Genomic DNA, 16971 nt, shown 5'->3' on the forward strand with positions numbered 1-16971 from the left:
ATTAGATTAATATTTGGTTGATTGTCTAGTAGTTAACAAGATATGCAAAGCTTTGTTTGTAGTTTTATTATTGGGCAGTTCTCACTTTTTTAATAATAGCACTGGGTTTAGGCGTGTCGTCAGTAACTTCAATATCGAATATGCCAGCGCTATAGATTTTTTTGCCACGATTAATAACTGGGGTACCATAAACGCTGGATATTTCTGCCAATGCGGCATTTTTATCAAAAAATTGATCAACATTTTCGTCTCCAATCAAAACTTCAATCTCTTTTAGCAGGTTATTGGTATCATACCTGGCAATATAATTACCATTCAGGCCAGGAATGAATGCTGGGTTAATAATGGTGTTTGCTGTAGTATGGAGATTGCCATAAATTCCAATTCCAAAATTGGAGGGCTCTGGTGTTATTTCGCCAACACCTGCTACTTGAAAAGAACCATCTTGTTGTATTAACGTAAAAAATGTATGCTGTTTGATGTATGGCTTATCTAGTTTTTCCCAAACTGTTGCAATATTAAAGTTGTCAACGAACCTCAATATTCTTTCAGTTCTATAAACCTTATTGCTGGTTTTAATGGTAAAAATTGTTTTTATATCTCCAATTGCATTGATAGGAGGGATCTCAAATAAAGCATTGCTGCCGCTGAGCTGTTCATGCGGTGTTTGTTTGATAAGTTTGGCATTTATGCCATTAACTGATAATGTAACTTGATCTTGACCAGCTAGACTTTCTTCTTTCCAATAGCGTAAAGCCACATGAAACGCAGCCTGTTTTTTTTGTAGTATGCTGTTTAGCGCAAAGATGGTTCTGCTAATGTTTAATGGTGTGGTAATTATTTCTTCTTCCTTAGGGGCATTATCTTCTTTTCCACAAGAAATCAAGAAAAAAGCAAGAAGAAATGCGAGTGTCAATTTTTTTCATATACAATAATATAAATATAAAAAACATTGGTTATCATCAGGGCTAAGCCTATGCTTTTTTTCTAAATGGGATTTTCTTGAGCTTATTCTAGATAAGTAGGATGCTCATCTCTATAACTTTTATACATTAAGTCCTTGTTGACAAATCATGAAAAAAACCTTAACTTGAATTTCTAAAAACCAAAATAAGCCAATGCAGATAAAAAAACAGACCAAGAAATATGATGTGGTGATTGTGGGGTCGGGTGCTGGTGGAGGTATGGCAGCATATACTTTGGCAAATGCAGGATTGAAAGTATGCCTGTTGGAGGCCGGAGCCATGTATAATCCACAGAAAAATATAACGCAACTGAAAAATCCATGGGAATCTCCAAGGAGAGGGGCGAGCACAAAATTTAGGCCTTTTGGTGATTTTGATGCCTGTTATTATGGCTGGGATGTAGAAGGGGAACCTTATACCAAAGCGCCAGGCACCGAGTGGGACTGGTGGCGTGCCCGTATGCTGGGTGGCCGAACCAATCATTGGGGTCGTATTTCTTTACGTTTCGGCCCAAAAGATTTTAAAAGGAAAAGTATTGATGGCCTGGGCGAAGATTGGCCGATCAGCTACGATGACATTAAACCATTTTACGATAGGGTAGATAAGTTGATTGGTATTTTTGGCACCAATGAAGGCTTGGAAGATCATCCCGATGGTTTCTTTCTTCCCCCCCCAAAACCCCGTTTGCATGAACTTTTTATTAAGAAAGCCGCTGGTGTTTCGGGCGTTAAAGTTATTCCTTCCAGATTATCTATCCTCACCCAAAAAATAAATGACGATAGGGGTGTTTGCTTCTACTGTGGTCAGTGTAATAGGAACTGTAGTATGGCCAAAGCCGATTTTTCATCCACAAACGTGCTAATTTACCCCGCATTGGCAACAGGAAATATAGATATAGTGGCCAATGCCATGGCAAGAGAGGTATTGACCAATGAGGAAGGCTTGGCTACTGGAGTTTCTTATATCAATAAAGACGATATGATGGAGTATCAGGTGATGGGGCGTACGGTAATTTTGGCGGCCAGTGCCTGTGAGACATCCAGGTTGTTGCTGAATTCTAAATCTAAGCGTCACCCCAATGGCTTGGCCAATAGCAGTGGTGTGGTAGGGCGCTACCTGCATGATTCTACGGGAGCGGCAATGGGTGGTGTACTTCCCCAGCTTTTTGATAGAAAACGATACAATGAAGACGGTGTAGGAGGTATGCACATCTATTCACCTTGGTGGTTGGATAATAGAAAACTGGATTTCCCTCGGGGCTACCATATTGAATATTGGGGTGGCATGAGTCAACCGGCGTATGGCTTTGGAGGAGGGATTGAAGGGCTGAATGGAAAATTTGCGGTTCGCGGTGTACAGAAAGAGGCAGGTGGCTATGGAAAGTCGCTTAAGGAAGACTATCGCTATTTCTATGGCGCCAGCGTGGGCATGGCAGGTCGGGGAGAAGCCATTCCGTTATATGACAACAGGTGTGAAATTGATCCTAATGTGGTAGATAAGTTTGGTATTCCAGTATTAAAATTTAATGTGAAATGGAGCGAACACGAAATTTTACAGGCCAAGCACATGAAAGAAACTTTCGACGAAATGATGCACAACATGGGCGCAGTGGTAACCTGGGGTGGAGATTATAATAAAGAAAATAATTATGGACTCGAATCGCCAGGGAAAATTATTCACGAAGCAGGTACTGCCCGTATGGGTAGCAGTCCAAAAACCTCGGCATTAAATAAATATAATCAAGCCCACGACTGCAAAAATCTTTTTGTGGTAGATGGAGCCGCTTTTACTTCACAAGCAGATAAAAATATTACCTGGACCATTTTAGCACTTTCAATGAGGGCCAGCGAATACATTATTGCTGAAATGAAAAAACAAAATTTGTAGAGATGAACAGAAGAGAAACGTTAAAGCTATTAGGCGTAGGTGCGCTTTCTGGAACTGCATTGGTAGCAGGATGTAAGCCCGAAGATAAAAAGGAAGTAAAAACTGCAGACCCGGAATTTACCTATGATAGGGCGAAGGAAGAATTGGTGAGGGAAAAGGAGTTGCTGGCACAAGAAAAGTTCTTTAGCGAAGCGGAGATGCTTACCATTACCATTTTGGCAGATATCATTATTCCAAAGGATGAAGTAAGCGGTAGTGCTTCTGAAGCTAAGGTGCCCGATTTTATCGAGTTTATTGTGAAGGATATGCCTTCGCATCAAGTACCCATGCGTGGAGGTTTGCGCTGGTTAGATATACAGTGCTTAAATCGCTTTGAAAAACCATTTAGGGAATGTAATGATAAGCAGCAAATAGAACTGATAGATATGATCGCCTACCCTAATAAGGCAAAGCCGGAAATGAGCCAGGGAGTGGCATTTTTTAATCGTATGCGCAATTTGGTGGCATCAGGGTTTTATACTTCGGAAATGGGTGTAGCCGATATTGGTTATGCTGGAAATGCCCCTAATCAATGGAATGGAGTGCCAGAAGAAGTGTTGAAACAATATAAAGTTGCTTATACTGAAAAGGAATTGAAGGAGTGCGTAAAGTTTGATAGTTAAATAAATAACTTATACAAATCAGCATTGTACTTTTGCTGAGAAGGCACAATGCTGATTGAAGTATATTGTTTCAAGTAAAAAATGACTTGATCTAATATTCCATAAGGTAAGCTAAGCCTGCATCAATTTTCGGATTTTGGCCATTTTCATCAAGTTCGGCTCTATAAGCCCCAATTCCTAACCATTTTTCACTTAATTTTACAGAACTGCCAAAGTTTACACTGTGGGTTGCGGGTAAAATAGTTTGGATCAATTCCCATTTTCCCATTTTATTTTTATGGTATAAGAACACCGAACCGCTATCATTTTTGTCTTTTTCACTTTTTGACGTTGCCTTTAAGGGGCTTGCAACCGCCAATTTATCACCATTTATACTTACAGAAAATCCAAATAATTCTCCTTCTGTCCTAGAGGGAGATACAATTTTCTGTTCTAATTCCCACTTTTTGGAAATCTTACTTTTGCGGTAAACATAGGCAGCTCCCGCATTTTTTATACGGTTGAGGTTTTTATCGTCAAATGAATCTTGGCAAGCGCCTACCACTATATAGTCCTTAGATAAGGAAATTGCATTCCCAAAATTTTCATATCCAACTGGCATTGGTATCCTGAGCTCCTGTTTAAAAATCCACTTGCCGCCCACGGTAGATTCGTAAATATAAACAGCGCCAGTGCTATTGTAAGTCTTAGCTCCGTTTAAATCAGAACGATGGGCAGCAACAATTAGCGTTTGATTATTGGCAGCTAAAGCATTGCCAAATTGCTCTCCTACCGTAGCCATGGGGCTGGTTAAAAGCTGTACTTCTTCTTGGTTTTCATCATTGAGCTTAAAAACATAAACTCCACCGGCACCTTCAATAAGTTTTGTACCGTTAATCTTCATCATTGGAGCACTAATGAAGGCATTCGAATCGGTTAAAGCTACTGCGTACCCAAACCATGCATTAGTCATTTGTTCTTTAGGTGTTAAAGCCTTTGCAGTACGCCAATGATCAAATTGATCTTTATAATACAACCAAGCTCTACCGGCTTGCTTATAACTTGTAGAATCGCTGGCATTATATAAAGGCTCTCCAACTAAAATTTTTTTATTGTGCAGTGCTATGCCCTGACCAAAATGCCCCACCTCCTGTGGACTTGGGGCATATATTTTTACGGGATTTTTCCAGTCGCCGCGGGATAATCGCTCATATATGCAAATATAGCCTGCATCGAAAATCTGGGCAGCGTTATTGGACATCAAATCACCTTCTGGTGCGCCAACCACCACTAGATTCTCTGAAATTTCACAATTAAGGGCGAACCTGTCGTATAATAACCTTTCTGGAGCACTTAGGGTTAAAAAAGGCTGAAAGTTTTGGCAATGACCCCACTGTTTGAAGAGTAGGGTCATGGTTAAAATCAGATAAAGGTGCTTTCTCATTATTGCTTAATAAGTTTGGCCGTTAAAGTTTCTTCCGTTATTCCTTTAATCGTAAGGTTTAAAACATAGATCCCTGACGGTAGATTCTTTGCTTCTAAAGTTAGTGTGTTGTTATTAATTGTTTTTTGCTTATTTATGACTTTTTGACCTTTTGCATCTATAACTTGCAAGTTTACTACGGTGCCATTGCTAATTTCAGGCAGCTTAACCACCGCTATATCCTTAACAGGATTTGGGTATACCGTAATGGCCTTCTGGACTAAGCCCGAACGTACAGCCACTACTTTGCTGTATTTATACTTGTCATCTCTATCCACTTGTTTAAGCCGGTAATAATTAATTTTTCCGCTTATATTTTTGTGCTCAAAATTATAATCTCTACGTGTATTGCTGTTCCCTTCTGTCGCCTTTACTTCTCCTATTTTCTTAAAGTCTTGGCCATCGCTATGTTCAATTTCAAAACGATCATTATTATACTCAGAAGTTGTAGACCAATTTAAAATGTTGCTGTTTAAGTGTGATTTTGCACTAAAATTTAATAGGCTTACCGGTAAGGTTGCTGCATTTACCGTAAAATAGAATCGATTAGAAACTTCAGTATAAGAGTCGTTGGTAAACATGGCCAAAAAGTAATCGCCAGGTTCGGTTGGCAATTGGTTCTCGGGGAAGGTGACCTTACCCTTTGTCTTACCTTCAAAATAAACATATCCAATAAGCTCTCCGTTATTAGGATCCGCATTTTTTGCAAAAATTCCAATGTAATCTTTTGGAATTCCAGGGCCATCTGCAAAAGTAACTTCTATTGGAGCCTTTAATTCATAGGTAGAGGCATCGGCCGATACGGAGGTAATGGCTGTGCCTACTTGGAAATAAATGCGATCTGTTGGTTCAAAATAAGCATCATTTAAATAGTATGAAGCATAATAATATCCTTTTGGCAAGCCTGTATAGGTTAGTGTACCGCCTGTACCTGTAACATATTTATAGGCCGTAGAAGTTTGGTCGGGGCCATTATTGCCTACTTTATAAATACCTATCCAATCTTTTGCGTTTCCAGGGCCATTTGCATAGGTAATATTAACAGCATCACCAACATTGTATTCTTGTTTGTTTGTAGATATGCTAGGTTTTGGCCCAATGTATAACTGTATCCTATCAGCTATTTCGTTGTAACCATCTTTTGATAATAGAACAACATAATATTCACCTGCGGCTGCTCCGGAACCAAGAGTAACACTGCCAGAGGAACCACTTGTATAAGACCATTTGGTAGATGTTACTCCCCCTACCCCTGGCGTTTGGCCCTTTTTATACATTCCAATCCAGTCTTTCGGATCGTTGGGCGCCGAAGTGAATGTTACCTTTATAGTTTCAGTGGTGGCAAATACTTTTTTATCGAGGCTTAAAGTGGGCTTTGCTACCGTAACGCTATTTATCACATTGAAGGTGGCAACATTAGACCACTCAGACCATTCTATATTTCTATCCCGATGCCTTATACGGGCGTAGTATGTGCCATTGGGCAAACTGTTTTCTATAATGGTATATTTAAATATATCTACACCGGCGTGAATGTCTTTCGTTTCGTCTGGAGCTGTAGATACTCCGAAAAGATTTTCATAGTCTCTTAGCTTATCAACTTCTAATTTACTGAAATCGCTAAGTTTTGAAACTTGTATCTGGGTACTGTTAAAAGGTTCGTTTATTGGGCTGGAATAGGTATTGCTCATTAAGGTTAATGGCAGGGTAACATCTGCTGTTGGCCAATTAATAAACGATGGCTTGCTGGGGGCAGCTTGGTTTAACTTGCGATGAAAAGTATCGATAAGCTCGTTATTTTTTGTTTTATATATACTGCCAATAGAGTAGGTTTCGACGAACATTTCTTTGGTAACTGTATTTACATCGATAATCTGGTATGCCCAATTAGGTATTGTTTTTTGTACATCGTCAAAATCTTGTTCTACAGACATTCCCCAATATTGATCCCAGGCAGAGCCTCCAGAAATGATGTTGTATAAAGGTTTGTCTCTATGTTGTCCCCTGGCATATAAGTGATGGTGGGCACCAATGATCAAAGCTGCTTTGGGGGTTTCAGTTAGCTTTGGTACTATATTGTCTCTTACCCATGTAGAAATATCGCCAACATATTGTTCTGCCTGTATCGGGCGATGGCATTCGGTAATGATAAAATCTACGGTATTATCTGTTTTTGCAGCATCAATTACACTTTTTGCCCATGCTAGCTGTGCGGTGCCTATGGAACTAATGTTCTCTGTACAAAGCATTATAAATAACACTCTACCTACTTGAAAAGCATAATAATCTTCCGTGCCAGAAGAAATTCCCTGGTATTTATATTGGTCATAGAAAAAATGATCACGATAAGCGCTAAGACCTAATGTACCATAGGTTTCGTGGTTTCCAACCAGTGTGTTAAATGCTAAAGCGGGGGAAAGATACTTCGCTTTGTTTAAATGTACATTTTCATAATGGTCTAAAGTACCTACGTCAACTTGATCGCCAACGTTTACTACCATATTTATGTAGTCGTTAAAGTTTTCGCCAAATTTTTCAATACTTTTTCTTTTTGCGGCAACAAGTAATGAATCCCATCGAGGTTTATCCTTTAATTGGTTATCTCCAACAATGATGAAGCGTAGGTGGCCATCATCTAGGGCAGCACCTTTTGCCGGAATAGTACGGAAAGATTGAATTTTTGAGCTTAAGCCGCCTGTTTTAATCCTGTAGTAATATTTAGTGTTCGGATTTAAATTGGCTAACTGTACACTGTGGTAAAAGTAGCTATTGTTGTAGCCATTGTCGTTAATAACCTTTGTTGTACCTATCAGAGTTTCACTAAGATTGAGTTCTGAAGTTCCGTATTCCACCACGGTTTCGTTGCCCGATGAGGTTTTCCAGGTAATCCAAATGGAAGTAGGTTCTGGGGCTTGGAGGTATGGGAATAATTCTTGTGCATAGCTAGAGGAGCACAGAAAAAAAGTAATAGCGATTACTAATGTAAAAGTAAATTTTTTAATCATAACCTTGTTGAATTGGTGTGGGTTTATGGAAGTCAAAATAAAACTTGCTGTGTTTCTTTTGCTTTACCCTTCGTATTATGATTATGTTAATTTTTACTTCTTAAGTAATGGATTTATTGTTTTTAACGGTATAAAATATGTAGAAACTGTATTTTTTAGCTATTAAAGTCTCTTTTATAGCTAAAAATAAGGTTCCGTCATGATAAAATGGGTTATGGTAATGGGGCTTTAGCTAAGCTCCATTACAAATTCTTTCATTGCCCGTCCCGGGTTTTCAGTTTTCATGAAGTTCTCCCCAATTAAGAAGCCATTGAAACCAACCTGCTTCAATTCTTTGATCGTCTGTGGATGGCTAATGGCACTTTCAGAAATCTTTAAAAAATCATGGGGTATTTGGTCTGCCAAATTAAACGAGGTTTGAATATTTACCGTAAAATCCCCCAAATTTCTATTGTTTACACCAATGGCATCTAAATGAGGACAAATGCTTCTTTCCAGTTCTTCTAAATCGTGTACTTCCAGCAATACGCTTAAGCCTAAGCTTTGGGCCAACTTGCCAAAATGTGCGATTTGTTGGGGGCTTAATATAGAGGCAATCAATAAAATAATATCAGCTCCCCAAGACTTCGCCTCTAGGATCTGATATTCGTCGATCATGAAATCTTTTCTTAGAATTGGAATTTCATTTACACTCCGGGCTTGTATCAGGTCGTTCTTTTTGCCGCCAAAAAAATCTGTATCGGTAAGTATGGATAGCGCGGAAGCACCTGCTTGATTATAGGCTTGGGTAATCTCTCTTACCTCAGCATTTCCATTAATTATGCCTTTAGAGGGCGATTGCTTCTTAAATTCTGCAATAATTCCCGTTCTATCTTGCGCCAATAAAAAATCCTTAAAACGATAGGCTTCTCTTTCAAAAACTGGGTCGTTTTCCAGGTCTTTTATACTTACCTGTTGTTTGGCAAGTGCTACTTCTTCTTTTTTGCGTAGAACGATTTTGTCTAAAATATTTTGGCTCATGTTTTTATTTCGGTCGTCATTGCTTCGTGCCTTGCAATTACAATTATATTTATGGATCTATGCTTCTCTAATTTTAACTTTTTATTTTCAACTGGACAAAAGCCAGTTTTTCATCATTTGTTTTCCGTCGGGTGTGAGCACACTTTCCGGATGGAATTGCACACCGCATACATCTAATGTTTTATGTCTTATCGACATGATTTGACCTTCGCTATCCATTGAAGTGATGGTTAGGCAATCGGGTAATTGAGCGGGATCAACTACCCAGCTATGGTAACGGCCTACTTCAAATTGAGGCGCAATGTCCTTAAATAAAAGCTCATCATCGATGGTTTTGGTTACTGGTGTTGCAATGCCATGCATGGGACGGCCAAGGTTCAAGAGGCTACCTCCAAAAGCTTCGGCTATAGCCTGCTGGCCTAAACAAACACCCATAATACTTTTTGTAACCGCATAGGTCTTAATCACATCAAGTAATAGACCTGCTTCTTCGGGTATGCCCGGTCCAGGAGATAACAAGATCTTATCATATTGGGCCACATCAGCCAGCTCAAATTTATCGTTTCTCCAAACCTCCGTATCATAGCCTAATTCATTAATTAAGTGCACCAGGTTATAGGTGAAACTATCATAATTGTCAATCACTAAAACCACCTCTTTATTTCCTGAAGGAAAACTATTTTTATCGCTCATTTTATATACGTATCACTTTTAACTTAAAACTTATAACTCCACTGCCATTTCTATCGCTTTGCGTAAAGCTGCTATTTTGTTGTTCACTTCGTTCAATTCACTTTCAGCAATAGAATCGGCTACAATGCCAGCTCCGGCCCTATAGTAGAGTTTGTTGTTTTTGCTCATAAAAGTTCTGATCATAATGGCATGGTTAAAATCATCGTTAAAGCCCATATATCCAATGGCGCCTGCATAGAAATTCCTGCCCAGGTTTTCATATTCATCTATTAATTGCATGGCCCTATATTTTGGTGCACCACTCAACGTTCCGGCAGGATAGGTGTCGGCTACTACCTTAAACGAGCTGCCTTGCTGCTGCAAATTTCCACTCACCTTAGATACCAAATGGATAAGGTGAGAATAATATTGTACTTCTTTGAAAGATTTTACTTCCACTTGCCGGCAGTGCCTACTGAGGTCGTTTCGGGCAAGGTCAACCAGCATAACATGCTCTGCACTTTCCTTGGGGTCTTGTTCCAGTTTTTGTGCCAAAGCAGCATCTTCGGTATCATTTCCTGTTCTTTTAAAAGTGCCTGCAATGGGAAAGATGTTGGCTGCATTGTTCTTAATCGTAATCTGTGCTTCGGGCGAGGAGCCGAAAAGCTTGAAGCTACCATAATCAAAATAAAACAAATAAGGGGAAGGGTTAATAGAACGCAGACAACGGTAAACATTAAACTCATCACCTAAAAAGCCTTGGGTAAAGGCTCTGGAAGGAACAATTTGAAAGACGTCACCACGGAAGATGTGCTTTTTCATCTGCTCTACCATTTGCATAAAACCTTCGTCGCTCAGATTTGAATTTTCTTTGCCATTAACACTAAAACCATATTCAGGGAAATTCTTGTTCTGGATAATGTACTCTATTTTGCTGAGGTCGTTATTGTCATCATCATTGAAAGTGTTTTTGAACAGTGTGATCTCATTTTTAAAGTGGTCTATGGCAATAATATATCGGTACACATGATATTGCATTTCGGGGATTCGGTCTTCTTCAGATGTTGGCGATTTGAATTTGATATCCTCGAAGTGTTGTACGGTATTCCAGGTGAAATAGCCAAACAGTCCACTGGAAATGTGTTTGGTCGCTACACTAGCTTCTTGTTCAAACCTGCTTTTAAAGGTTGAGATTTCATCAGTTAAAACAAAGTCCGTTTTGATTTCCTTTGCTCCATCTGGGAAATAAGAAGCGAGTTGGCCATTGTTCAGCACTAGGCCAGCCACAGGTTCGGCACAAACATAGCTTGTAGCATTTTCACGGCTGTGGTAGTCGGAACTCTCCAGTAAAATGGTGTTGGGAAAGACATCGCGTAAACGTAGGTAGATGCTAACAGGAGTAGTCGTGTCAGCTAATCGCTTTTTATTATAGGTATGTATGTGGTATGTATGCATTATCGTATTAAAATAAAAAACCCGACGTGTGGTTCCGTCGGGTTTAAATGTGGTTTAAGTTTAGGTTTAAGTTGATAAACTATAAGGTGCACAAGACATTGACGAAACTCTTTTTCGAATTACCACGCCAGTGCCAAGTGTTTATTTTGTTAATCATCGTAAAGCAAATTTATACAAAATGTTAAATAATCAAAATATTTTGAAAAATTTTTCCGCTTTTGTCATGCCTACACCAAGAGAAATTGGCCATGCAGATTCTTCAATTCGTTCAGTAGGGCAGGACGGATTTAAGAAATACCAAAGAATGTTCTCGACGGATCATTTTTAACCATCATAAAAATAGAGCCTATGATAAGAATAAGCGCTATGCCAAAGAAAATGGCAATTGCCTTATGTTTTGCTACACCATCAGTAATCTTTTTAGACTTTGAATTGCCTATGGTAATTAAGATAATGGCTACTATCATCAGAGCGATATGTTCCATTTTCCAATAACGATATAGTGCCTCTCCTGTAGGTCCTTTGGTAAGTGGGCTTAAAAAATAAAGAACCAAACCAAATACCAATTGGATGTGCGCACTGATTAAAGTGAATACATTCAATTTTCTATTGCCCTCGGTATAACTTTTTTTTCCAAACCATCCTGCCAAAGCTTGTATGACGGCAATTACCAACAAAATTAAGACCAGATAGCGCCATCCGGAGTGGGCGCTTTTAAATATTCCGTATAAGTTCATGTGCTTTTTTTTATTTTCAAAAATAAGAATTTAATTACGCGATCGCATTAAACGCAAAGTTACAATGTAATTTATAATCGTTTTAAGTAAAAAATATGATATATGCTTAAAAGCGCTAGATTTATAAATAGATTTAAGCCTTAATTAACAAATTAACTAATATGAAGAAAATTCTACTAGCGCTTGCGTTGGTTTTTTCTACTGTATTGGCATTTGCACAGCAAACATTTCCTGTAAATGGTTCTTTTGATGTGCGATCGGGGCAATATGCCTTAACTAATGCTACTATCGTGGTAAATGCTAGCCAAACCATCAGTAATGGTACATTGCTGATCAAAAACCAGCTCATCCAAGCTATTGGAGCTGGTACCGCTATCCCTAAAGGATATGTGGTAATTGACTTGAAAGGTAAATACATTTATCCATCACTTGTTGATGCATTTACGAGCTATGGATTGCCTGAGGCACAACGGGGTGCTGCGCAAGCAGGCTTCGGGGGCACACGGCGTTCTATCTTTACTTCCACTAAAAAAGGAGCTTATAATTGGAATGAAGCCATTAGGCCAGAAACTGAAGTGAAGGCAATCTTTGCCATTGACAGTAAAAAGGCAGATGATTTGAGAAAAGCAGGTTTTGGTAGTGTAAATGTGATCAATCGAGATGGTATTGCCCGTGGCACTTCTGCTGCGGTAACCTTGAACGACGAGTTTGAGCATAAAGTAATTTTAAGAGATCAAACTGCTGCCAATTACTCATTTAATAAGGGAACTTCTGCTAACGACTATCCGACTTCCTTGATGGGATCTATTGCCTTGTTGCGTCAAACTTATTTGGATGCTGCTTGGTATAAAAACCAAAAAGAAGAGTATAACATATCGTTAGATGAATTTAATAAGCAACAGAACCTACCTCAAATTTTCGAAGCCGACGGATGGCAGAATATATTGCGTGCCGATAAAATTGGCAAGGAGTTTGGCAAGCAGTACATTATCAAATCTAATGGCGATGAATACCAACGTATAGATGCGGTAAAAGCTACTGGAGCAAGTTTGATTATTCCGATAAACTATCCTAAAGCTTATGATGTGGAAGATCCAGCGGAGGCTAGAAATGTAACCTTGGCACAGATGAAAGCTTGGGAAATGGCGGCATCTAATCCGGCAGCGTTGGAAAAAGCAGGTATTAACTTTGCGCTCACCGCGTTTGGATTAGATAATACACGTGATTTTTGGGCAAATATCCGCACGGCGATAGAGAATGGGCTTACCGAGAAGCAGGCTCTGCTTGCCATCACCGAAACGCCCGCTAAACTGTTAGGAATTAGTGATAAGGTAGGGTCTCTGGAAAAGGGCAAATTGGCCAATTTCTTGATCACTTCTGATAATTTATTCAAGAGCAATAATATCATCCATGAGAATTGGGTGCAAGGTAAACGCTATATCGTTAATAAAATGGATGTTAGCGACTTGAAAGGCGTTTATAATATGAACGTAGATGGCATTGGGGCATTAACGTTAAAAATTACAGGGCCTTCTGCCGCATCTATTGAAAGGGCTGGGGTAGATAGCATTAAGACAACTGCTACCTTTTCTCGTAATGGCGATTGGGTAACCTTAAGCTTCAATTTAAAGAAAAACCCTAAAGGTGATGTTCGTTTAACGGGTTATATCTCTTCAGAATCCCCTATCTCGTTAAAAGGCGAATCTGCATTGAGCGATGGATCTGAAGGTAAGTGGACAGCTACTTTTAAAGAAGCTGGAAAGGAAGCCCCTAAAAGAGAAGAACAAAAAACAGCGCTTGCTGCCAATGGCCCATTAATCTATCCGTTCCAATCTTTTGGCAATGAAATGCAGCCCAAAACAGAAAGTGTGCTGCTTAAAAATGCGACAGTTTGGACCAATGAAAAGGAAGGGGTGTTGCAAAATACCGATGTGCTTTTAGAAAACGGCAAGATTAAGGCTGTAGGTAAAAACCTGCCTGCTGGTGCAGCAAAGGTAATTGATGCTACTGGTAAGCACGTTACTCCAGGTATTATTGATGAGCACTCGCACATTGCAGGTACAGGAGGTATTAATGAGGGAGCCCAGTCGGTTTCTTCAGAAGTTCGTATTGGCGATATCATTAACTCTGAAGATGTAAATATCTATCGCCAACTGGCAGGAGGGGTTACCACTTCCCAAATCTTACATGGTTCGGCAAATCCAATTGGAGGACAATCGCAATTGATTAAATTACGTTGGGGTAAGCTGCCAGAAGAATTAAAATTTGCAGGTGCAGACCCATTCATCAAATTTGCATTGGGAGAAAATGTGAAGCAAAGTAACTTTGGCACTGGACAACGTTTCCCTGTAACCCGTATGGGCGTAGAACAAACCTTTGTAGATGCTTTTACCCGTGCCAAAGATTATGAAACAGCCCTAAAAGTAAAAGGAAATAATGTACGTAGGGATTTGGAATTGGATGCTTTGGTGGAAATTTTAAACAACAAACGTTTTATTACCTGCCATTCTTATGTGCAGTCTGAAATCAACATGTTGATCCATGTGGCAGATAGTTTGGGCTTTAAGATCAATACCTTTACCCATATTTTGGAAGGATATAAAGTAGCCGATAAAATGAAAGCTCATGGTATTGCAGGTTCTACCTTTTCAGATTGGTGGGCCTATAAATTTGAAGTGGCAGAAGCTATTCCTTACAATGGTAAAATTATGCACAATGTAGGCATTACCACAGCATTCAATTCTGATGATGCAGAGATGGCTCGTCGTTTAAACCAAGAGGCTGGAAAAGCAGTGCTTTATGGTAATGTACCAGAAGAGGAAGCTTTCAAGTTTGTGACGTTAAATCCTGCTAAAATGCTCCATATCGATGATAGAGTGGGCAGTTTAAAGGTAGGGAAAGATGCAGATGTAGTCGTTTGGTCAGATCACCCACTTTCTATCTATGCAAAAGCAGAAAAAACTTTTGTAGATGGTATATTGTATTGGGATATCGAAAAAGATGCTCAAAAACTAAAACAGCAGCAGGCCGAACGAGCTAGGCTCATCCAAAAAATGTTGGACAGCAAAAATAAGGGTGGAAGAACCCAGCGTCCAATGGCTACGCCTGCTCCATTGTATAACTGCGAAACAGCCAGTGATTTCTCTGCTGGTTTTGAAGCGATAGAAACAGAAGGAGGACATCATCATGAATAAGCATCTATTGACAGTATTTCTGGCATTTGCAGCCAGTACGCTAGCTTTTGCCCAAGCTAACATTTCGCCAGCTAAGGTGCAGGCTAAAAAAGTAATTTTATTGGGTGGTGTTGTTCATACGGGTAATGGACAGGTAATTAATAATGGCTATGTGGTGTTCGAAAAGGGTAAAATCACTGGTGTTGGAGATGCTACAACGGTAAAGTTTGCCACCAATGATGCCGAATTGATCAATGTGAATGGTAAACATGTTTATCCTGGTTTTATTGCGCCTGTAAATACTTTGGGACTAGTGGAGTATGAATCCATTAAGGCAACTTTAGATTTTCAGGAAATAGGTAACCTCAACCCACATATCAGGTCAATTGTAGCCTACAATACCGATTCTAAAGTTCCGGCAACCCTACGTAGTAATGGAGTGTTAATGGCCCAAATCAGGCCAAGTGGGGGAGCCATTTCTGGCAGTTCTTCTATTGTACAATTAGACGCTTGGAACTGGGAAGACGCGGCCATTAAAACAGATGATGGTATGCATGTAAATTGGCCGGCTACCCCTAGGCTTAGGGGAGGTTTTGGTGGTGGAAGACCTGGCTTTTCAGCCGAATCTATGACCGAGCGTACTCAGAGTGCTATTTTAGAATTGAATAGCTTTTTTGCTGAAGCCAAAGCATACAATGAAGGCCCAAAACCTGCCGAAACAAATACTCGCTTTGCGGCAATGGCCAAGCTATTTAATGGTAACCAAAGATTGTACATTACGGCAAATACCCAAAAAGATATTGTATCAGCGGTTAATTTTGCCAAAAAGTTTGGTATAACGCCGATAATTATTGGAGGTAGTGAAGCCTATCTAATTACCGATTTCCTGAAACAGCATAATGTTGCTGTAATTGTGAAGCAGCCACATGCCTTACCCAATAACATTGATGATGATGTAAATATGCCGTATAAAAATGCTGCCATTTTAGCCAATGCAGGAGTTACCGTTGCGGTGAGCATTGATGATTTTTGGCAGCAACGCAACTTGCCTTTTATGGCAGGTACGGTAGCTGCTTGGGGCTTAGATAAGGAGAAAGCATTGCAAACCATTACACTTAATACGGCCAAAATACTGGGTATAGATAAAACCGCGGGAAGCTTAGAAGTGGGCAAAGATGCCACCTTGTTTGTTTCTACAGGGGATGCTTTGGATATGAAAAGCAATAAGGTTGAAAAAGCTTTTATTCAGGGTAGAGATATCAACTTGGATAATTTGCATAAGCAGCTAGATAAAAAATTTAGCGACAAATATGGGCTAAAATAGAATGCCCGATATTAAAAAAAACCTCTTGTTTTAAACCATGTTTGACAGGAGGTTTTTTTTATTGATGTTGATCTTGAGTGGCAATTACCACCATTATTGTTTACGCTTAGCATATGTGCTAATGATGTTCGGGATGAATTTTTAACAAAAAAAGCGATCCAATCCTGAACCGCTTCCTTAACTAACTTATTATTTATAAAAATGGCTGTTGGGGAAGGAGTCGAACCTTCAAGGGGTAGTTAGCTACAGTTCAAAAATTAATTTGTGGTCAACCCATAAACTGCGTTTGTCCCATGATCCCCACCACCGAGACAAGGAGGTGTGTCTGCCAATTTCACCACCCAACATTATAAGTTTTCAGCTTATCATTTCTAATTACCAAATAAACTGATAACTTTAAAGCACTTGCTGTAAAACTAGCTGTAGGGGAAGGAGTCGAACCTTCATAGAGTGGTTGTACCGTTGCCGGATTTCCCAAATTCGTGTCTCTTATACACATCTCCGAGCCCACGAGACCTGCGTTACCATCTCGTATGCCGTCTTATGCTTGAAAAAAGGGGGGGGGGGGGGGGGGGGGGGGGGGGGGGGGGGGGGGGGGGGGGGGGGGGG

At 39.7% G+C, this 16971-nt stretch carries 11 protein-coding genes and 1 tRNA gene; 4 read left to right on the forward strand and 8 right to left on the reverse strand.

Features of this window, described 5'->3' with window-relative positions:
- Positions 1-67 precede the first annotated feature (67 nt).
- On the reverse strand, positions 68-916 hold the full coding sequence (locus JHD79_RS10260; RefSeq protein ID WP_199119136.1) for a hypothetical protein: 849 nt from the start codon (positions 914-916) through the stop codon (positions 68-70).
- A 202-nt stretch (positions 917-1118) separates the two neighbouring features.
- Here JHD79_RS10260 and JHD79_RS10265 point away from each other — a divergent pair, with 202 nt between their 5' ends.
- Together JHD79_RS10265 and JHD79_RS10270 are read left to right on the forward strand one after the other, a co-directional pair.
- The gene (locus tag JHD79_RS10265; protein ID WP_199119137.1) at positions 1119-2852 is read left to right on the forward strand and encodes a GMC oxidoreductase; all 1734 of its coding nucleotides are present in this window, start codon (positions 1119-1121) and stop codon (positions 2850-2852) included.
- 2 nt (positions 2853-2854) lie between these two features.
- The gene (locus JHD79_RS10270; RefSeq protein WP_199119138.1) at positions 2855-3514 is read left to right on the forward strand and encodes a gluconate 2-dehydrogenase subunit 3 family protein; all 660 of its coding nucleotides are present in this window, start codon (positions 2855-2857) and stop codon (positions 3512-3514) included.
- Positions 3515-3605: 91 nt separating this feature from the next.
- Here JHD79_RS10270 and JHD79_RS10275 read toward each other — a convergent pair whose 3' ends face one another.
- The 6 genes from JHD79_RS10275 to JHD79_RS10300 form a co-directional block, all read right to left on the reverse strand.
- Positions 3606-4937 carry an FG-GAP repeat protein gene (locus JHD79_RS10275; RefSeq protein WP_199119139.1) on the reverse strand — a complete coding sequence of 444 codons (1332 nt, stop codon included), beginning with the start codon at positions 4935-4937 and terminating at the stop codon, positions 3606-3608.
- Complete coding sequence (locus JHD79_RS10280; RefSeq protein ID WP_199119140.1) at positions 4937-7981, reverse strand: fibronectin type III domain-containing protein; 3045 nt, start codon at positions 7979-7981, stop codon at positions 4937-4939. The genes JHD79_RS10275 and JHD79_RS10280 overlap by 1 nt, the downstream gene beginning before the upstream one ends.
- Before the next feature lie 228 nt (positions 7982-8209).
- Positions 8210-9001 carry an indole-3-glycerol phosphate synthase TrpC gene (gene trpC, locus JHD79_RS10285; protein ID WP_199119141.1) on the reverse strand — a complete coding sequence of 264 codons (792 nt, stop codon included), beginning with the start codon at positions 8999-9001 and terminating at the stop codon, positions 8210-8212.
- Between the two features lie 87 nt (positions 9002-9088).
- Complete coding sequence (locus JHD79_RS10290; protein ID WP_199119142.1) at positions 9089-9694, reverse strand: aminodeoxychorismate/anthranilate synthase component II; 606 nt, start codon at positions 9692-9694, stop codon at positions 9089-9091.
- A gap of 30 nt (positions 9695-9724) precedes the next feature.
- On the reverse strand, positions 9725-11128 hold the full coding sequence (locus tag JHD79_RS10295) for an anthranilate synthase component I family protein (RefSeq protein ID WP_199119143.1): 1404 nt from the start codon (positions 11126-11128) through the stop codon (positions 9725-9727).
- Positions 11129-11415: 287 nt separating this feature from the next.
- Complete coding sequence (locus JHD79_RS10300; RefSeq protein WP_199119144.1) at positions 11416-11865, reverse strand: cytochrome B; 450 nt, start codon at positions 11863-11865, stop codon at positions 11416-11418.
- A gap of 161 nt (positions 11866-12026) precedes the next feature.
- Here JHD79_RS10300 and JHD79_RS10305 point away from each other — a divergent pair, with 161 nt between their 5' ends.
- Positions 12027-15059, forward strand: a complete 3033-nt coding sequence (locus JHD79_RS10305; protein WP_199119145.1) for an amidohydrolase family protein — start codon at positions 12027-12029, stop codon at positions 15057-15059.
- Positions 15052-16362: an amidohydrolase family protein gene (locus tag JHD79_RS10310; RefSeq protein ID WP_199119146.1), complete on the forward strand. Its 1311-nt coding sequence runs from the start codon at positions 15052-15054 to the stop codon at positions 16360-16362. Before JHD79_RS10305 ends, JHD79_RS10310 begins: the two co-directional genes overlap by 8 nt.
- Before the next feature lie 202 nt (positions 16363-16564).
- Here the strand turns inward: JHD79_RS10310 and JHD79_RS10315 are convergent.
- Positions 16565-16709 (reverse strand) — tRNA-Asp (locus JHD79_RS10315).
- Positions 16710-16971 lie beyond the last annotated feature (262 nt).

Source organism: Pedobacter sp. ASV28, assembly GCF_016428855.1.
Taxonomy (GTDB): Bacteria; Bacteroidota; Bacteroidia; order Sphingobacteriales; family Sphingobacteriaceae; genus Pedobacter.

Excerpts from the sequence above, each read along its gene's own strand:
- JHD79_RS10265 (WP_199119137.1), top strand. The coding sequence starts at position 1,119 with ATGCAGATAAAAAAACAGACCAAGAAATATGATGTGGTGATTGTGGGG.
- JHD79_RS10270 (WP_199119138.1), top strand. The coding sequence starts at position 2,855 with ATGAACAGAAGAGAAACGTTAAAGCTATTAGGCGTAGGTGCGCTTTCT.
- JHD79_RS10275 (WP_199119139.1), bottom strand. The coding sequence starts at position 4,937 with ATGAGAAAGCACCTTTATCTGATTTTAACCATGACCCTACTCTTCAAA.
- JHD79_RS10280 (WP_199119140.1), bottom strand. The coding sequence starts at position 7,981 with ATGATTAAAAAATTTACTTTTACATTAGTAATCGCTATTACTTTTTTT.
- trpC (WP_199119141.1), bottom strand. The coding sequence starts at position 9,001 with ATGAGCCAAAATATTTTAGACAAAATCGTTCTACGCAAAAAAGAAGAA.
- JHD79_RS10290 (WP_199119142.1), bottom strand. The coding sequence starts at position 9,694 with ATGAGCGATAAAAATAGTTTTCCTTCAGGAAATAAAGAGGTGGTTTTA.
- JHD79_RS10295 (WP_199119143.1), bottom strand. The coding sequence starts at position 11,128 with ATGCATACATACCACATACATACCTATAATAAAAAGCGATTAGCTGAC.
- JHD79_RS10300 (WP_199119144.1), bottom strand. The coding sequence starts at position 11,865 with ATGAACTTATACGGAATATTTAAAAGCGCCCACTCCGGATGGCGCTAT.
- JHD79_RS10305 (WP_199119145.1), top strand. The coding sequence starts at position 12,027 with ATGAAGAAAATTCTACTAGCGCTTGCGTTGGTTTTTTCTACTGTATTG.
- JHD79_RS10310 (WP_199119146.1), top strand. The coding sequence starts at position 15,052 with ATGAATAAGCATCTATTGACAGTATTTCTGGCATTTGCAGCCAGTACG.